General features: G+C 67.1%; 24 protein-coding genes and 1 tRNA gene. 13 read left to right on the top strand and 12 right to left on the bottom strand.

Features of this window, described 5'->3' with window-relative positions; all coding sequences use genetic code 11:
• Positions 1-6: 6 nt before the first annotated feature.
• Complete coding sequence (locus KK141_RS04075) at positions 7-756, bottom strand: SDR family oxidoreductase (protein ID WP_214571674.1); 750 nt, start codon at positions 754-756, stop codon at positions 7-9.
• A 144-nt stretch (positions 757-900) separates the two neighbouring features.
• Between KK141_RS04075 and KK141_RS04080 the strand changes: the two genes are divergently transcribed.
• From KK141_RS04080 to KK141_RS04095, 4 genes are read left to right on the top strand one after another with little or no spacing between them, the layout of a single operon-like run.
• A complete protein-coding gene (locus tag KK141_RS04080) occupies positions 901-1,824 on the top strand; it encodes a LysR family transcriptional regulator (RefSeq protein WP_214571673.1) in 924 nt (307 codons plus the stop codon).
• Between the two features lie 55 nt (positions 1,825-1,879).
• Entirely contained in the window at positions 1,880-2,539 is a 660-nt protein-coding gene (locus KK141_RS04085; RefSeq protein ID WP_250901559.1) for a methyltransferase domain-containing protein, read from the top strand.
• Position 2,540: 1 nt separating this feature from the next.
• Positions 2,541-3,464: a flavin reductase gene (locus KK141_RS04090; RefSeq protein WP_214571672.1), complete on the top strand. Its 924-nt coding sequence runs from the start codon at positions 2,541-2,543 to the stop codon at positions 3,462-3,464.
• A gap of 3 nt (positions 3,465-3,467) precedes the next feature.
• Complete coding sequence (locus tag KK141_RS04095) at positions 3,468-4,595, top strand: acyltransferase (protein WP_214571671.1); 1,128 nt, start codon at positions 3,468-3,470, stop codon at positions 4,593-4,595.
• 53 nt (positions 4,596-4,648) lie between these two features.
• Here KK141_RS04095 and KK141_RS04100 read toward each other — a convergent pair.
• Positions 4,649-4,733 (bottom strand) — tRNA-Leu (locus KK141_RS04100).
• Between the two features lie 138 nt (positions 4,734-4,871).
• Here KK141_RS04100 and rnr point away from each other — a divergent pair.
• The 4 genes from rnr (at position 4,872) to sugE (ending at position 8,947) form a co-directional block, all read left to right on the top strand.
• Positions 4,872-7,430: a ribonuclease R gene (gene rnr, locus KK141_RS04105; protein ID WP_214571670.1), complete on the top strand. Its 2,559-nt coding sequence runs from the start codon at positions 4,872-4,874 to the stop codon at positions 7,428-7,430.
• Entirely contained in the window at positions 7,427-8,173 is a 747-nt protein-coding gene (gene rlmB / locus KK141_RS04110; RefSeq protein WP_214571669.1) for a 23S rRNA (guanosine(2251)-2'-O)-methyltransferase RlmB, read from the top strand. Before rnr ends, rlmB begins: the two co-directional genes overlap by 4 nt.
• Positions 8,170-8,451, top strand: a complete 282-nt coding sequence (locus KK141_RS04115; RefSeq protein WP_214571668.1) for a hypothetical protein — start codon at positions 8,170-8,172, stop codon at positions 8,449-8,451. The genes rlmB and KK141_RS04115 overlap by 4 nt, the downstream gene beginning before the upstream one ends.
• A gap of 172 nt (positions 8,452-8,623) precedes the next feature.
• Positions 8,624-8,947, top strand: coding sequence for a quaternary ammonium compound efflux SMR transporter SugE (gene sugE, locus KK141_RS04120; protein ID WP_214571667.1), 324 nt, complete (start codon positions 8,624-8,626; stop codon positions 8,945-8,947).
• A 152-nt stretch (positions 8,948-9,099) separates the two neighbouring features.
• Here sugE and phoU read toward each other — a convergent pair whose 3' ends face one another.
• The 6 genes from phoU to rnt form a co-directional block, all read right to left on the bottom strand.
• The gene (gene phoU, locus KK141_RS04125; RefSeq protein ID WP_214571666.1) at positions 9,100-9,831 is read right to left on the bottom strand and encodes a phosphate signaling complex protein PhoU; all 732 of its coding nucleotides are present in this window, start codon (positions 9,829-9,831) and stop codon (positions 9,100-9,102) included.
• A 96-nt stretch (positions 9,832-9,927) separates the two neighbouring features.
• A complete protein-coding gene (pstB, locus tag KK141_RS04130) occupies positions 9,928-10,734 on the bottom strand; it encodes a phosphate ABC transporter ATP-binding protein PstB (protein ID WP_035322032.1) in 807 nt (268 codons plus the stop codon).
• On the bottom strand, positions 10,727-11,599 hold the full coding sequence (gene pstA, locus KK141_RS04135) for a phosphate ABC transporter permease PstA (RefSeq protein WP_214571665.1): 873 nt from the start codon (positions 11,597-11,599) through the stop codon (positions 10,727-10,729). Before pstA ends, pstB begins: the two co-directional genes overlap by 8 nt.
• Entirely contained in the window at positions 11,599-12,618 is a 1,020-nt protein-coding gene (gene pstC / locus KK141_RS04140) for a phosphate ABC transporter permease subunit PstC (protein WP_214571664.1), read from the bottom strand. Before pstC ends, pstA begins: the two co-directional genes overlap by 1 nt.
• A 173-nt stretch (positions 12,619-12,791) precedes the next feature.
• Complete coding sequence (gene pstS, locus KK141_RS04145; protein ID WP_214571663.1) at positions 12,792-13,826, bottom strand: phosphate ABC transporter substrate-binding protein PstS; 1,035 nt, start codon at positions 13,824-13,826, stop codon at positions 12,792-12,794.
• A gap of 188 nt (positions 13,827-14,014) precedes the next feature.
• Complete coding sequence (gene rnt, locus KK141_RS04150) at positions 14,015-14,683, bottom strand: ribonuclease T (RefSeq protein WP_214571662.1); 669 nt, start codon at positions 14,681-14,683, stop codon at positions 14,015-14,017.
• A gap of 217 nt (positions 14,684-14,900) precedes the next feature.
• Between rnt and KK141_RS04155 the strand changes: the two genes are divergently transcribed.
• Positions 14,901-16,277, top strand: coding sequence for a porin (locus KK141_RS04155; RefSeq protein WP_214571661.1), 1,377 nt, complete (start codon positions 14,901-14,903; stop codon positions 16,275-16,277).
• 117 nt (positions 16,278-16,394) lie between these two features.
• Here the strand turns inward: KK141_RS04155 and KK141_RS04160 are convergent, their stop codons facing one another.
• On the bottom strand, positions 16,395-17,813 hold the full coding sequence (locus KK141_RS04160) for a porin (protein WP_214571660.1): 1,419 nt from the start codon (positions 17,811-17,813) through the stop codon (positions 16,395-16,397).
• Between the two features lie 328 nt (positions 17,814-18,141).
• Here KK141_RS04160 and KK141_RS04165 point away from each other — a divergent pair, with 328 nt between their 5' ends.
• From KK141_RS04165 to KK141_RS04180, 4 genes are all read left to right on the top strand, one after another.
• Positions 18,142-18,486 (top strand): hypothetical protein, encoded by a 345-nt coding sequence (locus tag KK141_RS04165; RefSeq protein ID WP_214571659.1) that lies wholly within the window; start codon positions 18,142-18,144, stop codon positions 18,484-18,486.
• A 174-nt stretch (positions 18,487-18,660) separates the two neighbouring features.
• Complete coding sequence (locus KK141_RS04170; protein ID WP_214571658.1) at positions 18,661-19,341, top strand: carbonic anhydrase; 681 nt, start codon at positions 18,661-18,663, stop codon at positions 19,339-19,341.
• A gap of 13 nt (positions 19,342-19,354) precedes the next feature.
• Positions 19,355-20,884: a SulP family inorganic anion transporter gene (locus KK141_RS04175; RefSeq protein WP_214571657.1), complete on the top strand. Its 1,530-nt coding sequence runs from the start codon at positions 19,355-19,357 to the stop codon at positions 20,882-20,884.
• 84 nt (positions 20,885-20,968) lie between these two features.
• Complete coding sequence (locus tag KK141_RS04180) at positions 20,969-21,448, top strand: hypothetical protein (protein WP_214571656.1); 480 nt, start codon at positions 20,969-20,971, stop codon at positions 21,446-21,448.
• A gap of 100 nt (positions 21,449-21,548) precedes the next feature.
• On the opposite strand, the gene nth is transcribed toward KK141_RS04180, so the two are convergent.
• From nth to metG, 3 genes are all read right to left on the bottom strand, one after another.
• Positions 21,549-22,256 (bottom strand): endonuclease III, encoded by a 708-nt coding sequence (gene nth, locus KK141_RS04185; RefSeq protein WP_345777594.1) that lies wholly within the window; start codon positions 22,254-22,256, stop codon positions 21,549-21,551.
• On the bottom strand, positions 22,253-22,861 hold the full coding sequence (locus KK141_RS04190) for an RnfABCDGE type electron transport complex subunit B (protein WP_214571655.1): 609 nt from the start codon (positions 22,859-22,861) through the stop codon (positions 22,253-22,255). The genes nth and KK141_RS04190 overlap by 4 nt, the downstream gene beginning before the upstream one ends.
• Positions 22,862-22,922: 61 nt before the next feature.
• A complete protein-coding gene (gene metG, locus KK141_RS04195; RefSeq protein WP_214571654.1) occupies positions 22,923-25,025 on the bottom strand; it encodes a methionine--tRNA ligase in 2,103 nt (700 codons plus the stop codon).
• Positions 25,026-25,039 lie beyond the last annotated feature (14 nt).

The raw sequence follows: 25,039 nt of genomic DNA on the forward strand, positions 1-25,039 counted from the left end.
TGCGCTTTACAGCTGGCTCATGCCGCCGTCGACCACGATCTCGGTGCCGACGATAAAGGCCGATTCCGGCGCGGCCAGATGCAGCACGGTCGAAGCCAGTTCCTCCGAGGTGCCGAAGCGGCCCAGCGGCACCTGGTTCTGGATCTGCGCGGCGGTGCTCTCCAGCGTGGCGGCATCCAGGCCCAGCTTGCCGTACAGCGGCGTGCCGATCGGGCCGGGGCTGATCACGTTGACGCGGATGCCCTGGGCCAGCAGTTCGCCCGACAGCGTCTTCGCCAGCGAGATCAGCGCGGCCTTGCTCGCGGCATACACCGACGACGCCGGCATGCCGATATGCGCATTGATCGAGCCGTTGAGCACGATGGACGCGCCGCGGTTCAGCAGCGGCAGCAGCGCCTGGATCTGGAAATAAGCGCCCTTGACGTTGATGTCGAACATCTCGTCCCAGAAGCTTTCCTGCACGTCGGCGAAGGCAGAGAAGCGCGCGATGCCGGCGTTGATGAAGACCGCATCGAGGCGGATAGCGTGCCCGGCCAGCGTGGCGGCGAGCTGGCGCGCGGCGGCGACGTTGCCGGCGTCGTTGCGCACGGCCAAGGTGCCGTGGCCGATGTCGGCGGCGGCCCGTTCCAGCGCGGCGGCGTCGCGGCCGGTAATGACCACGCGCGCGCCTTCGGCGGCGAAGGCTTTCGCGGCGGCGAGGCCGATGCCGCTGCTGCCGCCGGTGACGAGGACGGTCTGGTGGGCGAAACGGTTCATGGCGTATCTCCAGTGGGCAGGTGTTGAACTGGAGCAGATGCTGCGCCCGTGGCCCGCCGATGCCGTGCCGGCGCTTCGACGGAAACGTTCGACGGCATCGAACGTGTTGCCGTAGCATCGCGGCGCACCGCAAGGGGAGACACCATGCTGTCGGACGACGAACTGGCCCTGCTGGAAGCCATCCGCGAAAGCGGCAGCCTGTCCCGTGCGGCGGCCCGGCTGGGCAAGGCGCCTTCCACCGTGTCGCATGCGGCGCGCCAGCTGGAAGCGCGCTTCGACGCGCTGCTGTTCGATCGCCGCCGCTACCGCCTGCAACTGACGGCCGCCGGCCACTTGCTGGCACAGGAGGCAGCACGGCTGGCGCTGGAAAGCTCGCGCCTGGGCCGGCGCGTGAAGCAGGTGGCCAGCGGCTGGGAAGACCGGCTGTGGATCGTCACCGACGAGCTGCTGGAATTCGCCACCCTGCTGCCGGTGATCCGCGCCTTCGATGCGCTGGCCTCGGGCGTGAATCTGCGCGTCACCCACGAAGTGCTGGGCGGCACCTGGGAAGCCTTGCGCGACGGCCGCGCCGACGTGGTGGTCGGCGCCACCAACGAGCCGCCGTCGATGCCGAACCTGCAATGGCGCGAGCTGGGCGCGCTGGAATGGGTATTCGCCGTGTCGCCGCGGCACCCGCTGGCCAAGGCGAAGGAACCCTTGGGACGCGAAGCGATCCAGGCCCATCGCGCCGTGGTGGTGGCCGACACGGCGCGCCAATCGGCCGGGCGCGCCTACGGCTTGCAGGGCGGCCAGCCGGTGCTGGCCGTGCCCAGCATGCAGGCCAAGATCCTGGCCCAGCGCGACGGGCTGGGCGTGGGCTGGCTGCCGAAGCAGCGGGTGGCCTCGCTGCTCAGGCGCGGCGAGCTGGTGGCCCGGCGCACCGCCGATCCGCGCGAGCCGAACACGCTCTACGTCGCCTGGCGCGGCGATCACGAAGGCCGCGCCCTGGCCTGGTGGCTGGAGCAGTTCGCGCAGCCGCGGCTGGCGAAGCGGCTGGTCGACGGGGTGGACGCGTTCGCCGAAGGCTGACGCCGTCCAGGCAACCTTTCCCGGCCGCAGCGGTACTCACACCCAGCCGACGTCCATGGGTCGCCACCGCGAGGCCATCGAGCACGTGCATACCGGGGCGCAGTACCACCAGCTCTTCATGTCCTCCCCGCGCGACCTGGCGGTGCGCGAGAGGTTTCAGAGGATGGCGCTGGGCCTGCTGGCCACGGGTGACGACGTCCTGGATTTCGGCGCCGGCACCGGTATCGACGCCAAGGCCTACGCCGCGCGCGGGCACCGGACCTTCGTCTACGAACCCGCGGCATCGATGCGTGAGTATCTGCAGATCCATTGCCGCGACGAGCTCGCCGGCGGCAGCGTGATCGAGCTCGGCTCGTCGCTGGGCTGCAAGGTGCGGGCGGTCACCGCCAACTTTGCCGTGCTCAATCATTTCGCCGATCACGCGGCGCTGTTCGCGCAGTTGTCCGGCGTGCTGGGCGAGGGCGGCTTCGTGCTGGCGAGCATGCTCAATCCCTATTACCTGGGCGATGCGCGCTACGGCTGGTGGCGCGGAAATCTGCTGAAGCTGCTGCGCGATGGCCGCTATACGTTCGACACCGCCAGCGGCGTGCATCGGTTTGCGCCCGGCGTGGTGGCGCGCGCGGCGGCGCCGTATTTCCGGCTGGAACGGCTGATGCCGAGCGGTCCGGGCATGCTGGTGAACCTGTATATGTTCCTGCTGTTCCGGCGCGTCTGATATGTGGAAGGACTGGGTCAGGCCGTTCGTACGTCCCTTGCCGCAGTGGTCGGCGGTGGGCGTGGTGCCGGCGTTACCGCTGGTGACGGCGGCGCTGCGCTGGGATGCACAGTCGGTGGACGTGACGGCGGATCACACCGTGGCATCGCTGCATCCGCTGACCATCGCCAGCAGCGTCGACGGCGGTGCGCGTCCGGTTCTCGAATACCGCGACAGCGCGAGCGGGCGCGTGCTCGGCAGGCTGCAGCTGGTTCGCGACAGCTCGCTTGCCGTCGAGGTGGCTCCGCTGGCGTTCTATCGGGTCGAAGCCGGCGAGCATCATTGCCTCGCCTGGCCGCTGCGTCCGTGGAATGCGTGGTTGCAGAACCGCAGCATGGCGAAGCACGCGGCGTCGAATCACCTGAACATGCCGCCGGCCGCCGCGCAGCAGTTGATGATCGCCTATCTGTGTCCGAGGCCGGTGGTGCTGGTTTCGGTGGCGGCGGCGGGGCATCGCAACATCTTCCCGATGGACCTGATCGGGCCGCTGGAGCGCAGCGGCTTGTATTCGCTGGCGCTGCGCAGCACCAATGTGTCGGAGCCGGTGATGCGCGACGTGCGCAAGGTGGCGTTGTCGCATATTCCGGCCGCCATGAAGGCTGTCGTCTACAAGCTCGCCGCGCATCACCGGCAGCCGCCGCAGGATTGGAACGACTTGCCGCTGCCTACGCGGCCATCGAGGGAGTTCGGCTTTCCGGTGGTGGCAGGAGCGTTGCGCATCCAGGAGCTGGCGATCGTGCACAGCCAGATCATCGGTTCGCACACCTTCTTCCTTGCGCGCACCACTTGCACCGAGGATCGCGAAGAAGCGGCGCAGCTGCATCACACCGCCGGTTTCCACCAGGCCTACCGGCGCCGGCGGCACCAGGCCTTGCCGGAGGCTTAGCGCGTGGATGGCATCGCGCGGACGGACGCGCAAAAACTGGCATGGATCCAGGCGCTGCGCGGCGTCGCCGCGCTGATGGTGGTGATGGTCCACAGCCGCAGCATGTTGATGGGCACGGCGACGGGCCGGGCGATCGCCGACCAGGTGCTGCTGCCGATGGCGATGGGCGTGGATCTGTTCTTCATCATCAGCGGTTTCCTGATGGTGTGGACCACGCGCGATTTCGATGGAAGCAAGGCTTACGCCTGGCAATTCCTGGTCAAGCGCTTTGCCAGGATCTGGCCCTTGCTGGCGGTGATGACGCCCGTGGCCCTGGTGGTGGAGCACGGCTTCGGCGGAATGCGCGATCGCGCGCTGGTGCTTTCGTATCTGGAAGGACTCGCCTTTGTGCCGCACGACCCCGCTGCATCGGGCATCTATTTCCGCATGGCCGTGGGCGTGGCCTGGACGCTGTGCTTCGAATGGTATTTCTACCTGGTGTTCGCGGCGGCGATGTTGTTCGGGCGGCGGCGCTACCTGGCCATGGCCGCATGGTTCGCCTTGACCTTGCTGGCGATCCCGCTATGGCGCGGCGGCTACACGCTGCATGTGGGCGAGCAGCCGCTGGTGGCGTGGTCGCGCTATGCGAACCTCGCGGTCAATCCGATCGTGTGGGATTTCATCGCCGGCATGGCGGTGGCGTGGCTTTACGGTTCGCGCATCGGGATCCGTTCCGTGGCGAAGATCTGCGCGATGACAGCGATCTGCCTGGCGATGCTGTGGATCGCCTGGCAATCGCTGCACATGGTGAATTTCTTCGGCCCGCAAGGCTGGGGCGCGCCGCTGGCGATCGCGTTCACCGGCATCGCGCTGCTGGCCAGGATCGACGCGATCCGCGTTCCGCGCTGGAGCGCGTGGATGGGCGGTATCTCGTACTCGCTCTATCTGGTGCACGTGTATGTGTTCGAGCTGCTGCAGCGCGTGGCCGCTGCGGAGATCGTGCTGTTCCTGATACGCCCGGTGATCGCCGTGATCTGCGCGTGGGCGCTGTTCCGCTGGGTGGAAGCGCCGCTCTCGAGGTGGACGCGCGAGCGCTTGCTGCGCCTGTGCATGCCAGCGAAAACCAGGGCGGCAAGCGCGCCGGCCGCCTGATCCGGAGGCCCCGAAACGACGAAGCCCGCCTTTCGGCGGGCTTCGTTTACAATTGGTGCCCAGGAGAGGACTCGAACCTCCACGGTTTTACCCGCTAGTACCTGAAACTAGTGCGTCTACCAATTCCGCCACCTGGGCAGGTGTCCCGCGCCGCGCTAAGCGAGCTGCGTGAGCCGCGTAGATTAGGGATGGAGCTGTGGGTTGTCAACTATTCTTTTACCGATTCTTCATCGCGCTTCGTCGGACCGACGCAGCGCCTTTCATCAAGGCTGATAAGTGACCCGAAAAAAACAGGACCAGCCGGCTAACCCCGGCAAACCGAAGACCTCCAACCGCCCGGCGCAGGCCGGCAAGGCGGCGCCCGCGCCGCGCAAGCGCGCCGACGCAGCGCGCGGCGCGTCCGACCCGCACGCCGAGCGCGAGGCCCAGCGCTACGAGCGCCCGATTCCCAGCCGCGAGGCGATCCTCGCCCTGCTCACCGAGCACGGCGAGCTGCTGAGCGAGGCGCGCATCGCCGAATCGCTGCAGCTGCACGACGAGTACGACCTGCACGCGCTGCGCAAGCGCCTGGGCGCGATGGTGCGCGACGGGCAGCTGCTGCTCGGCCGCCGCGGCGGCTATGCGCCCAGCAACAAGCTCGACCTGATCGCCGGCCAGGTGCTGGCCAACGCCGAGGGCTACGGCTTCCTGCGCCCGGACGACGGCACCGAAGACCTCTATCTGTCGCCGCAGCAGATGCGCCAGGTGCTGCACGGCGACCGCGTGCTGGCCAGCGTGGTCGGCCTGGACCGGCGCGGCCGCAAGCAGGGCGCCATCGTCGAAGTGCTGCAGCGCCGTTCGCCACGGCTGGTCGGCCGCGTGGTGATGGAGAACGGCGTGACCATGGTGGCGCCGGACGACCGCCGCGTGCACCAGGACATCATGATCAAGCCCGGCCAGAATCAGGGCGCGCGCAACGGCCAGATCGTGGTGGTGGAAATCACCGACCCGCCGACACCGCACCGCGGCCCGATGGGCAACATCCTCGCCGTGCTGGGCGAGCGGCTGGAACCCTCGCTGCTGGTGGAGATGGCGATCGCCAGCTACGACCTGCCGCGCGAATGGCCGCCGGAAGTGACGCGCGAAGCCGCCCAGGTCGAGCCGCAGGTGACCGCCGCCGAGCGTGAGGGCAGGGTGGATCTGCGCTCGTTGCCGCTGGTGACCATCGACGGCGCCGACGCGCGCGACTTCGACGACGCCGTGTACGCGGAACCCAAGCGCGGCGGCGGCTACCGCCTGGTGGTGGCGATCGCCGACGTCTCGCATTACGTGCCGGTAGGCGGCGCCTTGGACCGCGAGGCCTACGAGCGCAGCACGTCCACGTATTTCCCCGGCTTCGTGGTGCCGATGCTGCCGGAGACGCTGTCCAACGGCATCTGCTCGCTCAACCCGAAGGTCGAGCGCCTGTGCATGGTGTGCGACATGACGGTGGACGTCGACGGCGAAGTCATCCGCTCGAAGTTCTACAGCGCCGTGATGTACTCGCATGCGCGCTGCACCTACGACCGCGTGTGGCAGGCGATCGGCCTGAACGATGCGGACGCGCGCCACGAGCTGGCCAACGTGCTGCCACAGCTGGAGAACCTGCACGGCCTGTACAAGCTGCTGGCCGCCCAGCGCAAGCGCCGCGGCGCGATCGACTTCGAGACGCCGGAGGTGAAGTTCCGCCTGGACAACACCGGCGACGTGGTGGCGATGGGCGCCACCGAGCGCAACGACGCGCACAAGCTGATCGAGGAATGCATGATCGCCGCCAACGTGCAGGCGGCCATGTTCCTGGAGAAGAAGAAAATCCCCGCGCTGTTCCGCGCCCACGAGCAGCCGCCGGAAGAGAAGTACGAGGACGTGCAGCAGTTCCTGCGCGAGTTCAAGCTGCGCCTGCCGCCGCTGGACGAAGTGACGCCCGGCGATTTCGCCGACGTGCTGCGCATGGTCAAGGACCGCCCCGAGCGCGAACTGGTGCAGTCGGTGCTGCTGCGCGCGCAGAGCCTGGCCGCCTACCAGCCGGACAACCGCGGCCACTTCGGCCTGGCGCTGGAGGCCTACGCGCACTTCACCTCGCCGATCCGCCGCTATCCGGACCTGCTGGTGCACCGCGCGATCCGCTATGCGGTGGAAGGCGGCAAGCCGGCCGACTACGTGTACAGCCCCGCGCAGATGGCGGCGATGGCCTTGCATTGCTCGCAGCGCGAGCGCCGCGCCGAGGAAGCCGAGCGCGACGTGGACGAGCGCTACAAGTGCGCGTGGATGTCCAAGCACGTCGGCAGCGAGTTCGACGGTACCGTCACCGGCGTCACCTCGTTCGGCCTGTTCGTGGAGCTGAAGGAGTCGAAGGTGTCCGGCCTGGTGCATATCAGCCAGCTGTCGAACGACTACTACCACTTCGACCCGATCCGCCATCTGCTGAAGGGCGAGCGCAGCGGTGCGCAGTTCCGCCTGGGCGACCACGTGCGCGTGCAGGTACTGCGCGCCAGCCTGGAGGACCGCAAGATCGACTTCCGCCTGGTCGGCAAGAGCGAGCCCTTCGTGCCGCCGCGCGCCGCGCGCGCCTACGACTACGCACAGGCCGGCGAGCGCTATTCGCTGCCCAAGCTGCCGAAGCCTCCCGCGGGCGGCGAGCGCAAGACGGCGCCGTCGCGCGATAATGCGCGCGATGCGGCGCCGCCTTCCCGCTTCTCCAAGGGCGGCGCCAAGGCGAAAACCACGGGCGGCCCCAAGGCCAAGGCCAGCAAGAGCAAGGCCGGCGCACCGCGCAAGACCGGGCGTCCGTCCGCGAAACCTAAAGGCAAGCGATGAGCGAGAGTTGGATCGTCGGGATCAACCCGGTCGAAGGCGCGTTGAGCAACGACGCCGAACGCGTGCGGGAAGTGCTGGTCGAGAACGGCCAGCGCAACGCGCGCGTGCATGAACTGGCCGAGCGCGCCAAGGCGCTGCGCATTCCGGTGCACCACCGTCCGCGCGAGCAGCTGGACAAAGTAGCGGGCGAGGCGCGCCATCAAGGCGTCGTCGCGCGTTACGAGGCACCGCCGATGGCGAACGAGGGCGACCTGCCCGAACTGCTGGAGCAGGCCGGGCCGGATGCGCTGGTGCTGGTGCTTGACGGCGTCACCGACCCGCACAACCTCGGCGCCTGCCTGCGCAGCGCGGCGGCGGCCAAGGTCACCGCGGTGGTCGTGCCGAAGGACCGCGCCGTCGGCCTCACGCCGGTGGTGCGCCGCGCCTCGGCCGGCGGCGCCGACCGCGTGCCGCTGGTGGCCGCCACCAACCTGGCGCGCGCGCTGCGCACGCTGAAGGATGCCGGCGTGTGGATCACCGGCCTGGCCGGCGAAACCGAAACCTCGATCTACGACATCGACCTGAAGGGCCCGGTGGCCCTGGTGCTCGGCAGCGAGGGCGAGGGCATGCGCCGGCTCACGCGCGAGACCTGCGACTTCCTGGCGCGCATCCCGATGCCGGGCACGATGGAAAGCCTCAACGTCTCCGTCGCCACCGGCGTGGTGCTGTTCGAGGCGCTGCGCCAAAGGAGTGCGAAACGATGAATATCCTGTGGCACGACTGGGCCGGTTATCTCGGCGTGGTGCTGGTCCTGCTGGCCTTCCTGCTGCTGCAGGCGCGCAAGCTGCACGGCAACGGGCTGGTGTACCAGCTGATGAACGTGCTGGGTGCGCTGGGCGTGATGCTGTCGCTGCTGTTCGGCAGCTTCAATGCATCGGCCTTCGTGATGCAGCTGGCCTGGATGGTGATCGGCATCTACGGCATCGCCAACAGTGCGCGCGTGCGGCGCGAGCTGAAGGACGTGGAGCAGCGCATCAGCTGAATAGCGGGTCAGGAGGCGGAGCGCGCGGCTTGGTAGAATGCGCGGGCTCCGGCCTTCCGCCGGCTTGCGGGGACGACCCCGCTCGTATCCTCACCCGCGGGGACGGCCCCGTAGCGTCGGATGCGGTCCGCATGCGCGAGGCATGCGTCGATCGGCTCCCAAGGAGTCTGTCATGCCCTGGATCTATCTTGTGTTCGCCGGCCTGTTCGAGATCGGCTGGGCGATCGGCCTGAAATACACCGAAGGCTTCACCCGCCTGTGGCCCACCGTGGGCACGGTGGCGGCGATGACCGTCAGCATCGTCCTGCTCGCGCTGGCGGTGAAGACCTTGCCGATCGGCACGGCCTACGCGGTGTGGACCGGCATCGGCGCGGTGGGCGCGGTGATACTCGGCATCGTGCTGTTCGGCGATCCGGCGACGCCGGCGCGGTTGTTGTGCGTGGCGTTGATCTTCGTCGGGATCATCGGCTTGAAGCTCACCGGCGGGGCGCATTGAGCGACGTCATCCGGCGTAGGTTGGGGTGAGCCGCAGGCGAACCCCAACGTGGCCGGGCGCATCGCATGGTTGGGGTTCGCCTGCGGCTCACCCCAACCTGCACAATAAAAAGCCCGCCGATCGGCGGGCTTTTTTATGGCAGCCGATCGGCCTTACTCGCGATCGCCCAGCTTGGTGATCTCGGGGTTGGAGGTGAAATCGCGCTTGCTCCGCTGCGTGGTCAGCGGCTCGCCGTGCACCTGGAACCAGATGTTCTCGGCGATATTGGTGGCGTGGTCGCCGATGCGCTCGATGTTCTTGGCCATGAACAGCAGGTGCGTGCACGGCGTGATGTTGCGCGGGTCTTCCATCATGTAGGTGAGCAGCTGGCGGAAGTAGCCGGTGTAGGCCTCGTCCAGCAGGGCGTCGTCCTTCCACACCTGGTAGGCGCGCTCGGCGTCGCGGTCGCGGTAGGCCACCAGCACTTCGCGTACTTCGCCCGCGGCCAGTTCCGCCAGGTAGCCCAGGCCGTTGGTGGGGGCGATCGGCGCCACCATCGACAACGGGATGGAGCGCTTGGCCACGTTGGCGGCGTAGTCGCCGATGCGTTCGATGTCGGCGGCGATGCGCAGCGCGGCGAACACGTTGCGCAGGTCGCCGGCGATCGGCGCGCGCAGCGCCAGCAGGCGCACCACGTCGTGGCTGATTTCCTGTTCGAGCTGGTCGATGGCGTCGTCGTTGGCGACCACGCGCTGGGCGGCGCGCTCGTCGCGGCGCTCGACCACGTCGATGGCCGATTCCAGCTGCGTCACGGCCAGTTCGCCCATGCGCACGATCTCGCCGGTGAGGCGGGCGAGTTCGTCGTCGTAGCTCTTGATGATGTGTTCCTTGCTGCTGCCGCTCATGTGTTTGGTCTCGTTTTGAGTCGGTAGGACAGGTTGTCGCGAGCACCCGCCCCTCACCCCAGCCCTCTCCCCGGCGGGGAGAGGGAGCAATGATGCTTAGCCGAAACGGCCGGTGATGTAATCCTCGGTCTGCTTCTTGCCCGGCTTGGTAAAGATCTGTTCCGTGCGGTCGAACTCGATCAGCTCGCCCAGGTACATGAAGGCGGTGAGGTCCGAACAGCGGGCCGCCTGCTGCATGTTATGGGTGACGATGACGATGGTGTACTCGCTCTTGAGCTCTTCCACCAGCTGTTCGATGCGGCCGGTGGCGATCGGGTCCAGCGCCGAGGTGGGCTCGTCCAGCAGCAGCACTTCGGGCTTGAGGGCGATGCCGCGGGCGATGCACAGGCGCTGCTGCTGGCCGCCGGAGAGGCCGAGCGCATTCTGTTTGAGCTTGTCCTTCACCTCGTCCCACAGCGCGGCGCTGCGCAGCGCCTGCTCCACGCGGATCTCCATGTCGGCGCGCGACAGGCGCTCGTGGTGGCGGATGCCGTAGGCCACGTTCTCGAAGATGGTCATCGGGAACGGCACCGGCTTCTGGAACACCATGCCGACCTTGCTGCGCAGCTTGTTCATCGAATAGCGCGTGTCGAGGATGTTCTCCTCGTCGAGCATGATCTCGCCCTTGGCTTCGAGCTTCGGGTAGATCGCATAGATGCGGTTGAAGATGCGCAGCAGAGTGGACTTGCCGCAGCCGGAGGGGCCGATGATGGCGGTGACCTTCTTCTCCGGGATGTCCATGTTGATGCCTTTCAGCGCATGGAACCCGTTGTAGTAGAAATTCAGGTCACGCACGCGCAGCTTGGTCGGCGCCAGCGCGGCGGCGGGCTGCGGATGAATGCCGGCGGCGGCGGACTCAGTCATGGGACACCTTGTTGCGGGAGAGGATCAGGCGGGAAAGCAGGCTCAGCGCGAGCACGAACATGGTGATGACGAAGGCGCCGGCCCAGGCGATCGCATTGATCGCCGGATCCGGGTCCTTGGTGTACTCGTAGATCGCCTGGGGAAGGCTCGGCATCTTGTCCATCGGATTGAAGGTCAGGAAGTTGTTGCCGAACGCGGTGAACAGCAGCGGCGCGGTCTCGCCACTGATGCGCGCCAGCGCCAGCAGCACGCCGGTGATGATGCCCGAGCGCGCGCCGCGCATCAGGATCTGCATGGTCAGCTTCCACTGCGGGATGCCCAGCGACAGCGCCGCCTCGCGCAGGGTGGACGGCACCAGGCGCAGCATTTCGTCGGTGGTGCGCACGATCACCGGCAGGGCGATCAGCGCCAGCGCGATGCCGCCGGCCAGGCCGGAGAACGTGGTGTTGCCATTGGTCAGCGCGGTCGTCGGCAGCACCACGATGGTGTAGACGAACAGGCCCAGCACGATCGACGGCGCCGACAGCAGGATGTCGTTGAGGAAGCGGATCGACTCGCCCAGCCGCGTGCGGTTGGCGTATTCGGCCAGCCAGGTGCCGGCCAGCACGCCGATCGGCGTGGCGATGGCGATGCCGAGCAGGTCCAGGATCAGGCTGCCGACCATGGCGTTGGCCAGGCCGCCGTTTTCGCGGTACACCGAGATCTTGCTGAAGAGGTTCCAGTTGATCGCGCCGATGCCCTGGCGCAGCGTCTCCCACAGGATCCAGGCCAGGAACACCAGGCCGATCAGGGTGGCGACGGAACTCAGGCCCAGGGCGACCACGTTCTTGACGCGGCGGCGCAGATAGAGCGAGGAGGACTTCATCAGCGGCCCTCCTTGTGGGCGAGTCGGCGCAACATCAGGCGGGCGATCATGAGCACGATGAAGGTCACCACGAACAGCAGGAAGGCCAGCGCCATCAGCGCGGACTTCTGCAGGCCGGCGGCCTCGCCGAACTGGTTGGCGATGGTGGAGGCGATCGACGCGCCCGGATCGAGCAGGGAGGGCGACAGCTTCATCTTGTTGCCGATGATGAAGGTCACCGCCATGGTCTCGCCCAGCGCGCGGCCGAGGCCGAGGAAGATGCCGCCGATCACCGCCGAGCGGGTATACGGCAGCACGATGTCCCACACCACTTCCCAGGTGCTGGAGCCGAGCGCATAGGCCGACTCCTTCAGGCGCGTGGGCACGGTCTGGAACACTTCGCGCATCACCGAGGAGATGAACGGGATGATCATGATCGCCAGCACGATGCCCGCGGTCAGCACGCTGCCGCCGAACGGGTTGTCGTTGCCGAACATGCGGCCGATGAAGGGAACGTGCTCGGCCACCCAGGACACCTTGCCGTCGTCCGGCTGGTTGCCCAGGTAATTGGTGAGCCAGGGCTTGACGTGGTCGGCGAAGAAGGGCGCGAACACGAACAGGCCCCACATGCCGTAGATGATCGAAGGAATGCCGGCCAGCAGTTCGATGGCCGAGGCCACCGGGGTGCGCAGCCACGGGGGCGCCACTTCCGACAGGTACAGCGCGATGCCGAAGCTGATCGGCACGGCGACGAGCAGGGCGATGAACGAGGTGATCAGCGTGCCGAACACCGGCACCAGGGCGCCGTAGACGTCGTCGCTGGGATTCCATTCGCTGCTGGTGAGGAAGCCCAGGCCGAAGTGTGCGAACGCATCGCGTCCGCCCCACAAGGTGGCGCCGGCGGCGCCGAGCAGGCTGGCCAGGACCAGCAGGCCGCAGCCCTTGAGCAGCCAGCCGAACAGGCGGTCGTCCCGTGCGTCGCGGCGGGCGCGGACTTCCTGGGTGGAAAAGGGCGCTGCCGCGGCCTCGTTCGCTTGCATGGTTTCGCTTTCCTGGCAACGCCGGCCGGCTGGGCCGCCCGGTCGATGGATTGGGCGCCGCGTCGGCGCTGTTCAGCAGCAGGCCGCCCCATCCTGCGATGGGGCGGCCCGGTCCTACGCGCGGCTTCCGTGCCGGTGGCGGCGGGTTGCTTTACAACCCGCCGCGGTTTTCATCAGTGCTTGAACTCGGAGGCCCAGTAGGCTTCGATCTTCTGCACCAGGGTGGCCGGCAGGGCCACGTAGTCGAGCGAGGCGGCGTCGGACTGGCCGTTGTTCAGCGCCCACTTGAAGAACTCGAAGGCCACCTTGGTGTGCTCGGCGTTCTTCGGGCTCTTGTACATCACCACCCAGGTGGTGGCGGTGATCGGCCACGCCTGCGCACCCGGGGCGTTGGTCATGATCACGTTGAAGTCCTTGGCGCTGGCCCAGTCGGCCGTGGCGGCGGCAGCGGCGAAGCTGTCGGCGCTGGGCACGATGAACTGGCCGGAGGAGTTCTTCAGGTCGACCCAGGCGATGGTGTTCTTCTTCGCGTAGGCGTATTCGACGTAGCCGATCGAACCCGGGATCTGCTTGACGTACTGCGACACGCCTTCATTGCCCTTGCCGCCCACGCCGGTCGGCCACTCGACGGCCGTGCCGAACTTCACCTTGTCCGCCCACTCCTTGCTGACCTTGGACAGGTAGTTGGTGAAGTTGAACGAGGTGCCCGAACCGTCGGAGCGGTGCACCACGGTGATCTTCTTGGCCGGCAGGCTCAGGCCCGCGTTCAGCGCGGCGATCTTCGGGTCGTTCCAGTTGGTGATCTTGCCCAGGAAGATGTCGGCCAGGGTCTCGCCGTCGAGCTTGACCTGGTCGGCCTTGATGCCCGGGATGTTCACCACCGGCACGATGCCGCCCACCACCACCGGGAACTGGCCGAGCTTGAAGCTGGCGAGGTCCTCGGCCTTCAGCGGGGCGTCGGTGGCACCGAAATCGATGGTGCCTTCCTTGATCTGCGCCACGCCGGCGCCCGAACCGACCGACTGGTAGTTGAGCTTGTTGCCGGTCTTTTCGGAGTAGCCAGCGGACCACTTCGAGAGCACCGGGTAGACGAAGCTCGAACCAGCGCCGGTGATGTCCGTGGCGTGGGCCGACATGCCGAACAGCGACGCCGCGGCGAACACAGCGGACGTGCCGATACGGGAGAAAGATTTGCTAGAGGTCAACACGGTTGCTCCTTAGTGATAAGGGTCACGGGGGATTCCCGCCCGACCGCTATTTCATGCGCGCCGTGTTGCAATGAAATGAGCTGAATGTTTCACCGATATGACAACTTGTCATATTGGCGGGAGCGGCGACAAAACCATCACGCCGCGCCGGCCGGAAAGCATTCCTTATCTATAGGGTTTTCCGGGACCTACAGCACATCCAGGCCGATGTGCTCGCGCTCGAAGGTTTCCAGCCTGCGCCAGCGGTTGACGATGGCGCAGAACAGGTCGGCGGTGCGGTCGGCGTCGTACACGGCCGAGTGCGCCTCGCGCGTGTCGAACACGAAGCCGGCCGCCTGCACCGACTTGCTCAGCACCGTCTGCCCGTAGGCCAGGCCGCCGAGCGTGGCGGTGTCGAAGCAGCTGAAAGGGTGGAACGGATTGCGCTTGTGGCCCGTGCGGCGCACGGCCGCATTGAGGAAGCCCAGGTCGAAGGCGGCGTTGTGGCCGACCAGGATGGCGCGCTGGCAGTCCGCGTCGCGCATGCGTTCGCGCACTTCCTTGAAGATGTGGTCCAGCGCCGCCCGCTCGTTGAGCGCGCCGCGCAGCGGGTTGTCCGGGTCGATGCCGGTGATCTCCAGCGCGCGCGGGTCGATGTTGGCGCCGGGGAACGGCTCCACGTGGGCCGACACCGCCGGGCGGGGGCGCAGATAGCCCTCGGCGTCCATGTCCAGGGTGACGGCGGCGATTTCCAGCAGGGCGTCGCGCTCGGCGTCGAAGCCGCCGGTTTCCACGTCGACGATCACCGGCAGGAAGCCGCGGAAGCGGTCGGCCAGCCGGCTGGACATGCTGTTGCTGAGGTTTTCCGGTTTATCCATCGAGCAAGCATATCAGCCGGCCCGGGGCGGCCGTGAATCGGCCCGGGGCGGGCAGGGAGCTTTTGTTGCAACTGGCCGCACCAGTGTCTTTATTTTGTCATGCAAGTAGCACGGAATCGTAAAACGCCCACCGCATGCTGCCGGCCATTACCTGGTTGGCCGTGCCGATCGAGAGGGGGCGGTCCAGGCAATGTCTACCAACATGCGGAGAACATCCATGCGTTCTAAGTTGCTCGCGGTGGCGATTGCTGCCGGTTTGGGCGTAGTCAGTTTCCACGTGGCCGCGGAGCCGGCGACGAAGGGCAAGGCCGCCCAGACCTCCAGCCAGGGTTCGCAGGCGTCCCAGAACGCCGAGATCGAGGCGCTGAAGGCCCAGCTCGCCGAGCTGCAGGCCAAGGTCATCGCACTGGAAGAGCGCACTGACGCCCAGTCGGACATCAACGTGTCCACCGGCCAGAACATCGAGGCCGTGCAGAAGGCGCAGGTCGCGTCCGACAAGAAGATGTCCACGATCGACAAGTTCGTGAACAACACGAAGATCGGCGGCACCATGTTCTTCGACCTGACCAATGCCGACCACAAGGAAAAGGGCAAGACCGGCGGCTTCGTCAGCAAGGACGGCCATGGCTCGGTCAACGGCACCGGCTTCGACGTCAAGCGCTTCTACCTGACCGTCGACCACAAGTTCGACGACACCTGGTCGGCCAACCTGACCACCGACTTCAACTACCAGTCCACGCTGAGCCAGACCAGCCTGTTCGTGAAGAAGGCCTACGTGCAGGGCACGTTCGACCCGCTCTTCACGGTGCGCTTCGGTGCGGCCGACATGCCGTGGATTCCGTTCGCCGAGAAGTGGTACGGCTACCGCTTCATCGAGAACACCCTGATCGACCGCAGCATCGACGGCGGCCGCGGCACCGTGGGCGTGGCCCCGACCGGCGTGGGTTCGTTCGGCAACTCGTCCGACTGGGGTATCCATGCCCTGGGCGCGACCACCGGCGACAACGCCATCAACTACCAGCTGTCGGTGGTCAACGGCCGGGGTTTCCGCAACCCGTCGCGCTCTGACAGCGTGGACGTGGAAGGCCGCTTCGGCTACCAGCCGATCCAGGAAATGGTCATCGCCATCGGTGGCTACGACGGCAAGCGCGGCAACAAGGTGCAGAACGGCGCGGCCACGCAGAACGCGACCCGCGGCGACGCGCTGGTGGCCTACCGCGACAAGACCTTCGGCGTCGGCGCCGAATACTTCACCGCCAAGAACTGGGACGATGTCCTGAAGTACAACGGCGTGGTGCCGGCTCCGGCCGTGGTGCGCGACAAGTCCGAGGGTTACTCGCTGTTCGGCGACTACTCCTTCGCGCCGCAGTGGGCCGTGTTCGCCCGCTACGACCGCGTGGACTACAAGTGGTGGGGCATCGCCGGCCCGCAGAGCAAGCTGAAGGACACCTACTACAACGCCGGCGTATCGTACGACGCGCTGAAGAACCTGCGCCTGGCGTTCGCGTGGAAGCACGACAAGCTGGAAGGCCCGATCCGCGCGTTCGAGTACAAGACGGACGAAATCGGCTTCTGGGGCGTGCTGTCCTACTGATTCACCGGTTATCGCAAGGGAGTTCGACCCAAGGATGGAAAACGGCGGGCCTCAAGCCCGCCGTTTGCTTTTTGCGGCAGCCAGAAAGTTTCCGGGTTGTGGCGAAGCGGCCTGGGTTCAGTAGTTCACTTGCAGCTGCACCCTGAGCAGGTCGCCGTCGATGCGGCGATACGGCGCCGAACCGACATTGGTGCGGCGCATATTGGCGTAGGCCACCGCCAGCTCCACCGCATTGTTCGGCTGCCACTCGACGCCGATCTCGGTTTCGTCGACCAGCATGCGCGGCGTGTTGGTGTCGAATTTCGAAGCGCCGCGATAGGTCTGCCATTTCAGGTAGGGGAACAGCGTGCCGATGCTGCCGCCATCGACCTTGTACATCGCCTGCACGTAGCCGCCGCGCAGCGACTTGGTGCGGATCTGGCGCCGCGCGATATCCAGTTCCGGGCCGCGGCCCACCGTCCATTCCGCCTGCAGGCCGAACGGCTGCGGGTAGTAGATGGCGTGCACGGCCACGCGCTGGTCGATCGAGCCGTTGACTGGCGCGGTGTCCTTCGGCGTGAAGCTGCGGCCGTTGACGGTGATGGCTGCCGGCGTGGCGATCTTGAAGCGCCCGCTGTACGCATCGGCGCCCACTTCGAAGAACTGCCCGTTGGCGAACTTGAACGGGTAGCTGACGTGCAGCACGGTGTGCAGGCTGTTGTTCTGCTCGGCGCGGTTGGCGCCCTGGCCGTTGTAGAAACCCAGGCCCAGCACGCCGTAGTCGCCCGAGCCCTTGAGGCCGGACTTCACCAGGTACTGGTAGCGCTCCTTCACGTGCTTCGGCGTGTAGTAGAAGAACACGCCCAGATCGCGTTCGTCGCGCACGCCGGAATTCAGCGCATCGGCGCGGTCCGGCGTGATGCGGTTCTGGCTGGACTGCAGGTTTTCCCAGCCGTAAGGCACTTTCGACTGGCCGGCGCGCGCGCGGAATTCGCGGTTCTTGTCGAAGTAGATGTCCGCATACGCATCGCGCAGCTGGGCGAAGTTGCTGGTGGTGGAACCGGTGGGCGTACTGGCGAAATCCGGCTGCAGGTAGATCGACACGCGATCGTTGAGATCGCCGCTGATCACCACGCGCGCGCGGCGGATGCCGAAGCCCTGGTTGTCGCCGATAAAGCGGTCGCCGGGCGAACGCAGGTCCGCCGCATCGCCGCCCAGGCCCTGGTTGTAGCGCAGCTGGGTGTAGCCGCGCAGCGAGATGCGGTCGTACCACTTCTTCTCGGCAGCCTTGGCGGGCTTCGCTTCGGCTGCCGGCGCGGCGACGATGGCGGAGGAGGGCGTGGCCGCGCTCGCGTTTGCCGAAGCAGCGGGCGCGGCGGCGCTGCTTTCATCCACCTGCATGAAGGTGCCGAGCTTGACGCGGCCCGGACCGGGCTCGGCGAAGATCTGCTGGGTCTTGCGGTCGACGTACAGGTCCAGCGTGGCGGCGGCTGCCGTTTCCGAGAGCGCGGCGGCGCCCACGGTCCAGAGCATCGAGGCGAGTTTTTTTCTCTTCATGGTCGTCCAGGAATCGGCGGCGTAGGCCGCGTGGCGAATGCGCGCGGCGCCGTATGGATTCCCGTCCCTGGATGCCCGGCGCCGCTTCGGCGGATGCCTGCGCGCAAATTCTTGCGGCATGCGGGGCGGCGAGCCTAGGGCGCGGGCATGTCGGTTTTGTGACGGCCTGGCCGCGCAGCGCCGGTTTGCCGGGGGGCAAACTTGAAGAAAAAGCCTTGTTTTTGGCTTCACGGCGCTGAATGAAATGGACGTCCATATTCAGCTTGATCGAAATTTGTGCGCTGCAAGGGCTTGAGCATCGCCGCGCGAGCCCGTATCTTCCTACGTCATGCGTACCCGCTACTCCCGCGTCCTCGTCCTGTTCCTGGCATGCCTGTTCGGCGTGCTGGTGACGTTCGCGTCGACGGCGCAGAGCATGGGCAAGGACGGACGCGCCGCCGTGGCGGCCGTGGTCGACGCAGACATCGCCCAGGATCTCGCCGACGACGGCGAGGACGGCTCCGACGCGCTTGCCGGCGCCTGCGCCATCGACGACCAGTGTCTGGACGACATCATGGTCGAGACGATGGAGTGGTCCGTGTGGCACGACCGCGCTCCTTCCGTGGCCATCGGCCCGGTGCCCGACGTGCACGAGCACGTGGTCGGGCTGATCTGCCCCCCTCCCAACGCCTGATCTCCCTGCGCGCTTTCCGTCGCGGCGCCTGAGCGTCCGCGGCTGAGGTCCCTGCGCGCCTGCGGCAGCTTGCCTGCCGATGCCTTGCCGTGTCCGCGCGAGGCGCATCCCCATCGAAGAATTTTTGGCGGCCCGTTTGCCGCCCCGTTTCCCCACTGCTTGGGAGATTTACCCATGGAACGTCTGCTCGAAGGCTTCGAACACTTCCGCCGCACCGTCTTTCCGGAACAGCGCGAGCTGTTCAAGAAGCTGGCCACCGGCCAGAGCCCGCATACGCTGTTCATCACCTGCGCCGATTCGCGCGTGATGCCCGAAATGATCTTCTCGGCGCTGCCGGGCGAGATCTTCGTCTACCGCAATATCGGCAACATCGTGCCGCCGTACGCGCAGCACGTGAGCGGCGTGGTCGCCGCGATCGAGTACGCGGTGAAGGTGCTGCAGGTGAAGCACATCGTGATCTGCGGCCACTCCGACTGCGGCGCCATGAAGGGCCTGCTGGCGCCGGCCAAGGTCGCGCACATGCCGTCGGTCGCCGCGTGGCTGAAGCACGCCGACGTGGCGCGCTATGTCGTGGCCGAAAACAGCCCGGACCTGGAAGGCGAGGCAGCGCTGCGCCGCGTCACCGAAGAGAACGTGGTCGGCCAGCTCGAACACCTGCGCACCTTGCCCGCCGTCGCCGCCGCGATGGCCAACGGCAGCGTGAGCATCCACGGCTGGCTGTACGACATCGCCCAGGCGGAACTGCGTGCGTTCGACGCGCACAGCGGCCACTTCGTGCTGATCGATCCGAGCACCCGCGAAGTGCCGGACGCGACGCCGCACGCGCGTTTCGCCGCTTCCGCGTCGACGGCTTAAGGAGCTGCCCGCCATGAGTTCCCCTGCGTTTTCGAAGTACTTTTCGGGCGGTCTGTTCGGCCGTGACATGCTCGGCTCGATCGTGGTCTTCCTGGTGGCGCTGCCCTTGTGCATGGGCATCGCCATCGCCTCCGGCATGCCGCCGGCGGCCGGCCTGATCACCGGCATCATCGGCGGCATCGTGGTCGGCTCGATCGCCGGCTCGCCCTTGCAGGTCAGCGGCCCCGCCGCTGGCCTGGCCGTGCTGGTGTTCGAGCTGGTGCGCGAACACGGCGTGGCGGCGCTAGGCCCGGTGGTGCTGCTGGCCGGCCTGATCCAGATCGCCGCGGGGCTGTGCCGCGTGGGTATCTGGTTCCGCATGACCTCGCCGGCGGTGGTCGCCGGCATGTTGTCGGGCATCGGCATCCTGATCGTGGCCTCGCAGGCGCACGTGCTGATCGACGCCAAGCCGGCGGCGCGCGGCCTGGAGAATTTCGCCGCCTTGCCGGGTGCACTGGCCGACGCGTTCTCCGGCGAAGGCACCGGCCTGGCCGCGCTGGGCGTGGGCCTGGCCACCATCGCGATCATGCTGGGCTGGGAAAAACTGCGTCCGCAGAAGCTGCGTTTCGTGCCCGGCGCCTTGCTGGCCGTGGTGGCGGTGACCGCGTTCGTGCAGTTCAACGGCGTGAACGTCAACAAGGTGGACGTGCCGGCCAACCTGCTGTCGGCGATCGCGCTGCCCAGCTTCGCCGATCTCGGCGGCCTGCTCGAACCCTCGCTGCTGATCGCCGCGCTGACCTTCGCCTTTATCGCCAGCGCGGAAACCCTGCTGTCGGCGGCGGCGGTCGATCGCATGCACGACGGCGCGCGCACCAACTACGACCGCGAACTGACCGCGCAGGGCGTGGGCAATACGCTGTGCGGCCTGTTCGGCGCGCTGCCGATGACCGGCGTGATCGTGCGCAGCGCGGCCAATGTGCAGGCCGGTTCGGCCACGCGCATGGCCACCATGCTGCACGGCGCCTGGCTGCTGGTGTTCGCCCTGCTGCTGCCGTGGCTGATGCGCATGACGCCGGTGTCCTGCCTGGCCGGCATCCTGGTCTTTACCGGAGTGAAGATGATCAACTTCAAGCAGGTGAAGAGCTTCGCCGCCTACGGCAAGGGCACCGCCGCGATCTACCTGGCGACCACCTTCGCCATCGTCGCCACCGACCTGCTGGCCGGCGTGCTGGTGGGCTTCGCGCTGTCGCTGTTCCGCCTGGCCCTGCTGTCTTCGCGCCTGAAGGTGAACCTGGCCGAGCACGACGACGAGCCCGGCGCGGCCAAGCTGCACCTGACCGGCATTGCCACCTTCCTGAAGGTGCCGTCGATGGCGCGCACGCTGGAACAGGTGCCGCCGAACACGCGCCTGCACGTGGTGATGGACGACCTGCACCACGTCGACCAGGCCAGCTTCGAGCTGCTGCGCGACTGGGCCCGCAACGCCAAGTCCAGGGGTTGCGAACTGGTGGTGGATTGGATGGAGCTTGAGCGTCGCGTGGAAGGTCCGGCCAAGGCGGCCTGATCGCTTCATGCGGTTTTGCCACACCCCGCGGATGCCCAGGCGCGTCCGCGGGGCTTCTTTGACCGGGGCAAGGGGAGTTGAGCGATGCTCGCGGACATCACAGCGGCGCTGGGCGCCATCAAGACCGGCTCGGACATCGCCCGCGACATGGCCGGCGCGCTGTCGCCGGACGAGACGCGCGGCAAGGCGCCGGAACTGTATGGCGCCATGGCCGAGATCCAGCACCGCCTCGCCGCCATGCAACTGGCTTATGGCGTCCTGCTGGAGGAGCGCGATGCGCTGGCGCGCGAAGTGGAAGAGGTGCGCCAGGCGCGCATGGAGCGCGAACGCTACGTGCTGCACCAGCTGCCGCAGGGCGGCCTGGTGTATCGCTTCAAGACCAGCCGCGAATCCGGCGCGGTGCCGCACGACCTGTGCGTGCATTGCTACGAGGGTGGGCTGAAGTCGATCCTGCAGCCGAACGGTTCGCACCTGGTGTGCCCGACCTGCAAGACCAAGCTGCGCTCGAAGGGCATGGCCGCGGTGGCGACGCGGCGCGGCGGTGTCTGCGTGTGGACGCTTTAAATGTGCGCGAAATATCTGGCGTAGGTTGGGGTGAGCCTATGGCGAACCCCAACGTCCGCACGGTCGCGGCGCGGTCGCATTGTTGGGGTTCGCCTTAGGCTCACCCCAACCTACGCCGCGATGCGGTCTTCTTCGTCGCTGCCTTCTTGGCCGGGGCTTTTTTCTTCTCGGACTCCGCCGGCGTCTTGTCCTTGTACTGGCACAGATCGCGGATCACGCACTGCGGGCAATCCGGCTTGCGTGCCTTGCACACGTAGCGGCCGTGCAGGATCAGCCAGTGGTGCGCATCCTGCTTGAACTCCGGCGGCACCGTTTTTTCCAGCTTGTCCTCCACCGCCCGCACGTCCTTGCCCGGCGCCAGGCCGGTGCGGTTGGAGACGCGGAAGATATGCGTGTCCACCGCGATGGTGGCGTGCCCGAACGCGGTATTGAGCACCACGTTGGCGGTCTTGCGGCCCACGCCCGGCAGCGCTTCCAGTGCCTCGCGCGTCTGCGGCACTTCGCCGGCGTACTGCTCGACCAGGATGCGGCACAGCGCGATCACGTTCTTGGCCTTGGCGTTGAACAGGCCGATGGTGCTGATGTAGCGCTTGAGCTGTTCCTCGCCGAGATCGAGGATGGCCTGCGGCGTGTTCGCCACCGGATACAGCTTGCGCGTGGCCTTGTTCACGCCCACGTCGGTGGCCTGCGCCGACAGCACCACCGCCACCAGCAGCTCGAACGGCGTGGTGTAGTCCAGTTCGGTGGTGGGATGCGGATCCAGTTCGCGCAGGCGGGAGAACAGCTCGACGACGTCGGCTCGCTTCACGGTTTGGGTTCCTGTTGCCTGGCCTTGGCGCGGGCCAGCGCGGCCAGCACCGGGTTGTCGCTCACCGCCGCACCGAGCTGCGCCTTGCGCGCGGCCAGCTCGGCCGCCTGCTTTTCGCGCTCGCGCGCCAGGCGCGCCTCGCGGCGCTGGAAATGCGCGCGCGCCCGGTCGGCATGCGCGAGGTCTTCCACCTGCGCCAGCGGCATCGGCTCCAGCACGATGCAGTCGACCGGGCAGGCCGGCACGCACAGCTCGCAGCCCGTGCAGTCGTCCGCGATCACGCTGTGCATCACTTTCGCCGCGCCGACGATGGCATCCACCGGACAGACCTGGATGCATTTGGTGCAGCCGATGCAGTCCGCCTCGACGATGCGCGCCAGCGTGCGCGGCTTTTCCACGCCGTTGTCGGGATTCAGCGGCAGCGGCTCGCGCCCGAGCAGATCCGCCAGCTTGCGGATGCCGCCCGCGCCGCCGGGCGGGCATTGATTGATCTGCGCTTCACCGCACGCGATCGCTTCCGCATACGGACGGCAGCCGTGATAGCCGCATTTCTCGCATTGCGTCTGCGGCAGCAGGGTGTCGATGCGGTCGGCGAGGGTGTTCATGGCGTCGGGCTTGAACGAAGCGGAAGAACGGGAATGAGGTATCCCGTTCTTCCGGCGGAACTCAGCGAACCGTGGCCCCCGGCTTCGCACCCTGATCCGCATCGAGCAGGAACAGGTCGTCCCCGCCGTCGCCGGCGGAAAGGATCATCCCTTCCGACAGGCCGAAGCGCATCTTGCGCGGCGCCAGGTTGGCGATGAAGACCACGTTGCGGCCCAGCAGTTTTTCCGGCTCGCCGTAGGCGGCGCGGATGCCGGAGAAGATCTGGCGCGCGCCCAGCGGGCCGGCGTCCAGTTCGAAGCGCAGCAGCTTGTCGGAGCCTTCGACGAACTCGCAGGCGGTGACCTTGCCGATGCGCAGGTCGAGCCTGGCGAAGTCGTCGATGCCGATGGTGGCTACGGTGTCGGTGCTGCTGGTGTCGCTCATGGTTTTGCCGTTGTCCTTCTTCGTTTCGTTCTTGATGGCCTTGGCCGGCTTGGCGGCCGGCTCGGGCGGAGCCAGCGAATCGCGCGACTCCTCCACCATCGTTTCGATCAGCTTCGGGTCGATGCGGCCGAGCAGGGGCTCGAAGGCATGGATGGTGTGGTTGTGCAGTTCGGCGCGTGCGTCGTCGAAGCCGGTGACCGGTGCATCCAGAAAGCGCTCGGCCTTTTCCACCGTGGCCGGCAGGATCGGCTTGAGCAGGCCGGCGAGCAGGCGGAACGCGGCAATGGCGAACGAGCAGACCTGGTGCAGCTCCTGCTTGCGCGTGCTGTCCTTGGCGATGTTCCACGGCGCCTTGGCGGCGATGTGGCCGTTCACCAGGTCGGCGATCTGCACGAACTTGCGCGTGACTTCGGCGAACTCGCCCTGGCGATACAGCGCCGGCACTTCGTCGTAGTGCGTCATCAGTTCGCGCCACAGCTCGGCTTCTTCCTTGCCGAAAGCGGGCGCCAGGCGGCCGTCGAAGAACTTCTGCAGGAAGCCGGCGGTGCGGCTGGCGATGTTCACCCACTTGCCGACGAGATGCGAATTGACGCGCTCCTCGAACGACTTCAGGTCCAGGTCGACGTCCACCGGCGTGTCGCCCAGCATCGAGGCGAAGTAGTAGCGCAGGAATTCCGGATGCAGGCCGACGTCCAGGTAGGTGCGCGCCTTGATGAAGGTGCCGCGCGACTTGGACATCTTCGCGTTGTTGACGGTGAGATAGCCGTTGACGTGCAGCGCCGTCGGCGTGCGGAAGCCCGCGCCCTTGAGCATGGCCGGCCAGAACAGGCCGTGGAAGTTGATGATGTCCTTGCCGATGAAGTGGTGCATCTCGGCACGGCTGTCCGGCGCGAGGAAATCCTCGAAGCGCGTGCCGGTCTTCGCGCACAGCGCCTGGAAGCTGGCCAGGTAGCCGACCGGCGCGTCCAGCCAGACGTAGAAGAACTTGCCCGGCGCGTCGGGAATCGGGAAGCCGAAGTAGGGCGCGTCGCGCGAGATGTCCCAGTCCTTCAGGCCGCCGTCCAGCCACTCGCGCAGCTTGGCGATCACGCCGCTGTTGGCCACCGGCGCGCCGTCGGTGAGCTTGCCGCCGAACCAGTCGCGCAGCAGCGGCTCGAACTTGGCCAGCTCGAAGAAGTAGTGCTCCGAATCGCGCAGCACCGGCGTGGCGCCGGACATCACCGAGTAGGGGTTGATCAGGTCGGTGGGCGCGTAGGTGGCGCCGCAGTTCTCGCAGTTGTCGCCGTACTGGTCCGGCGTGCCGCACACCGGGCAGGTGCCCTTGATGTAGCGGTCCGGCAGGAACATGGCTTTTTCCGGATCGAACAGCTGCTGGATCGTGCGGCGCGCGATGTAGCCGCCGTCGCGCAGGCGCGTGTAGATCAGCGCCGACAGCTCGCGGTTCTCGTCCGAATGGGTGGAGTGGTAATGGTCGAAGGCCACGCCGAAGGCGGCGAAATCCGCCTCGTGGCTCAGCTGCACGCCTTCGATGAAGGTCTCCGGCGCCACGCCGGCCTTCTCCGCCGCCAGCATGATCGGCGTGCCGTGCGCGTCGTCCGCGCATACGTAGAACACCTCGTCGCCCTGCATGCGCTGCGCCCGCACCCAGATGTCGGCCTGGATGTAGCCCACCATGTGGCCCAGGTGCAGCGGACCGTTGGCGTAGGGCAGGGCGTTGGTGACGAGGAGTCGGCGGGACATGGCTGCTCGGCTGG

It is taken from the genome of Dyella sp. LX-66, assembly GCF_018599165.1.
GTDB classification, from domain to species: domain Bacteria; phylum Pseudomonadota; class Gammaproteobacteria; order Xanthomonadales; family Rhodanobacteraceae; genus Dyella_D; species Dyella_D marensis.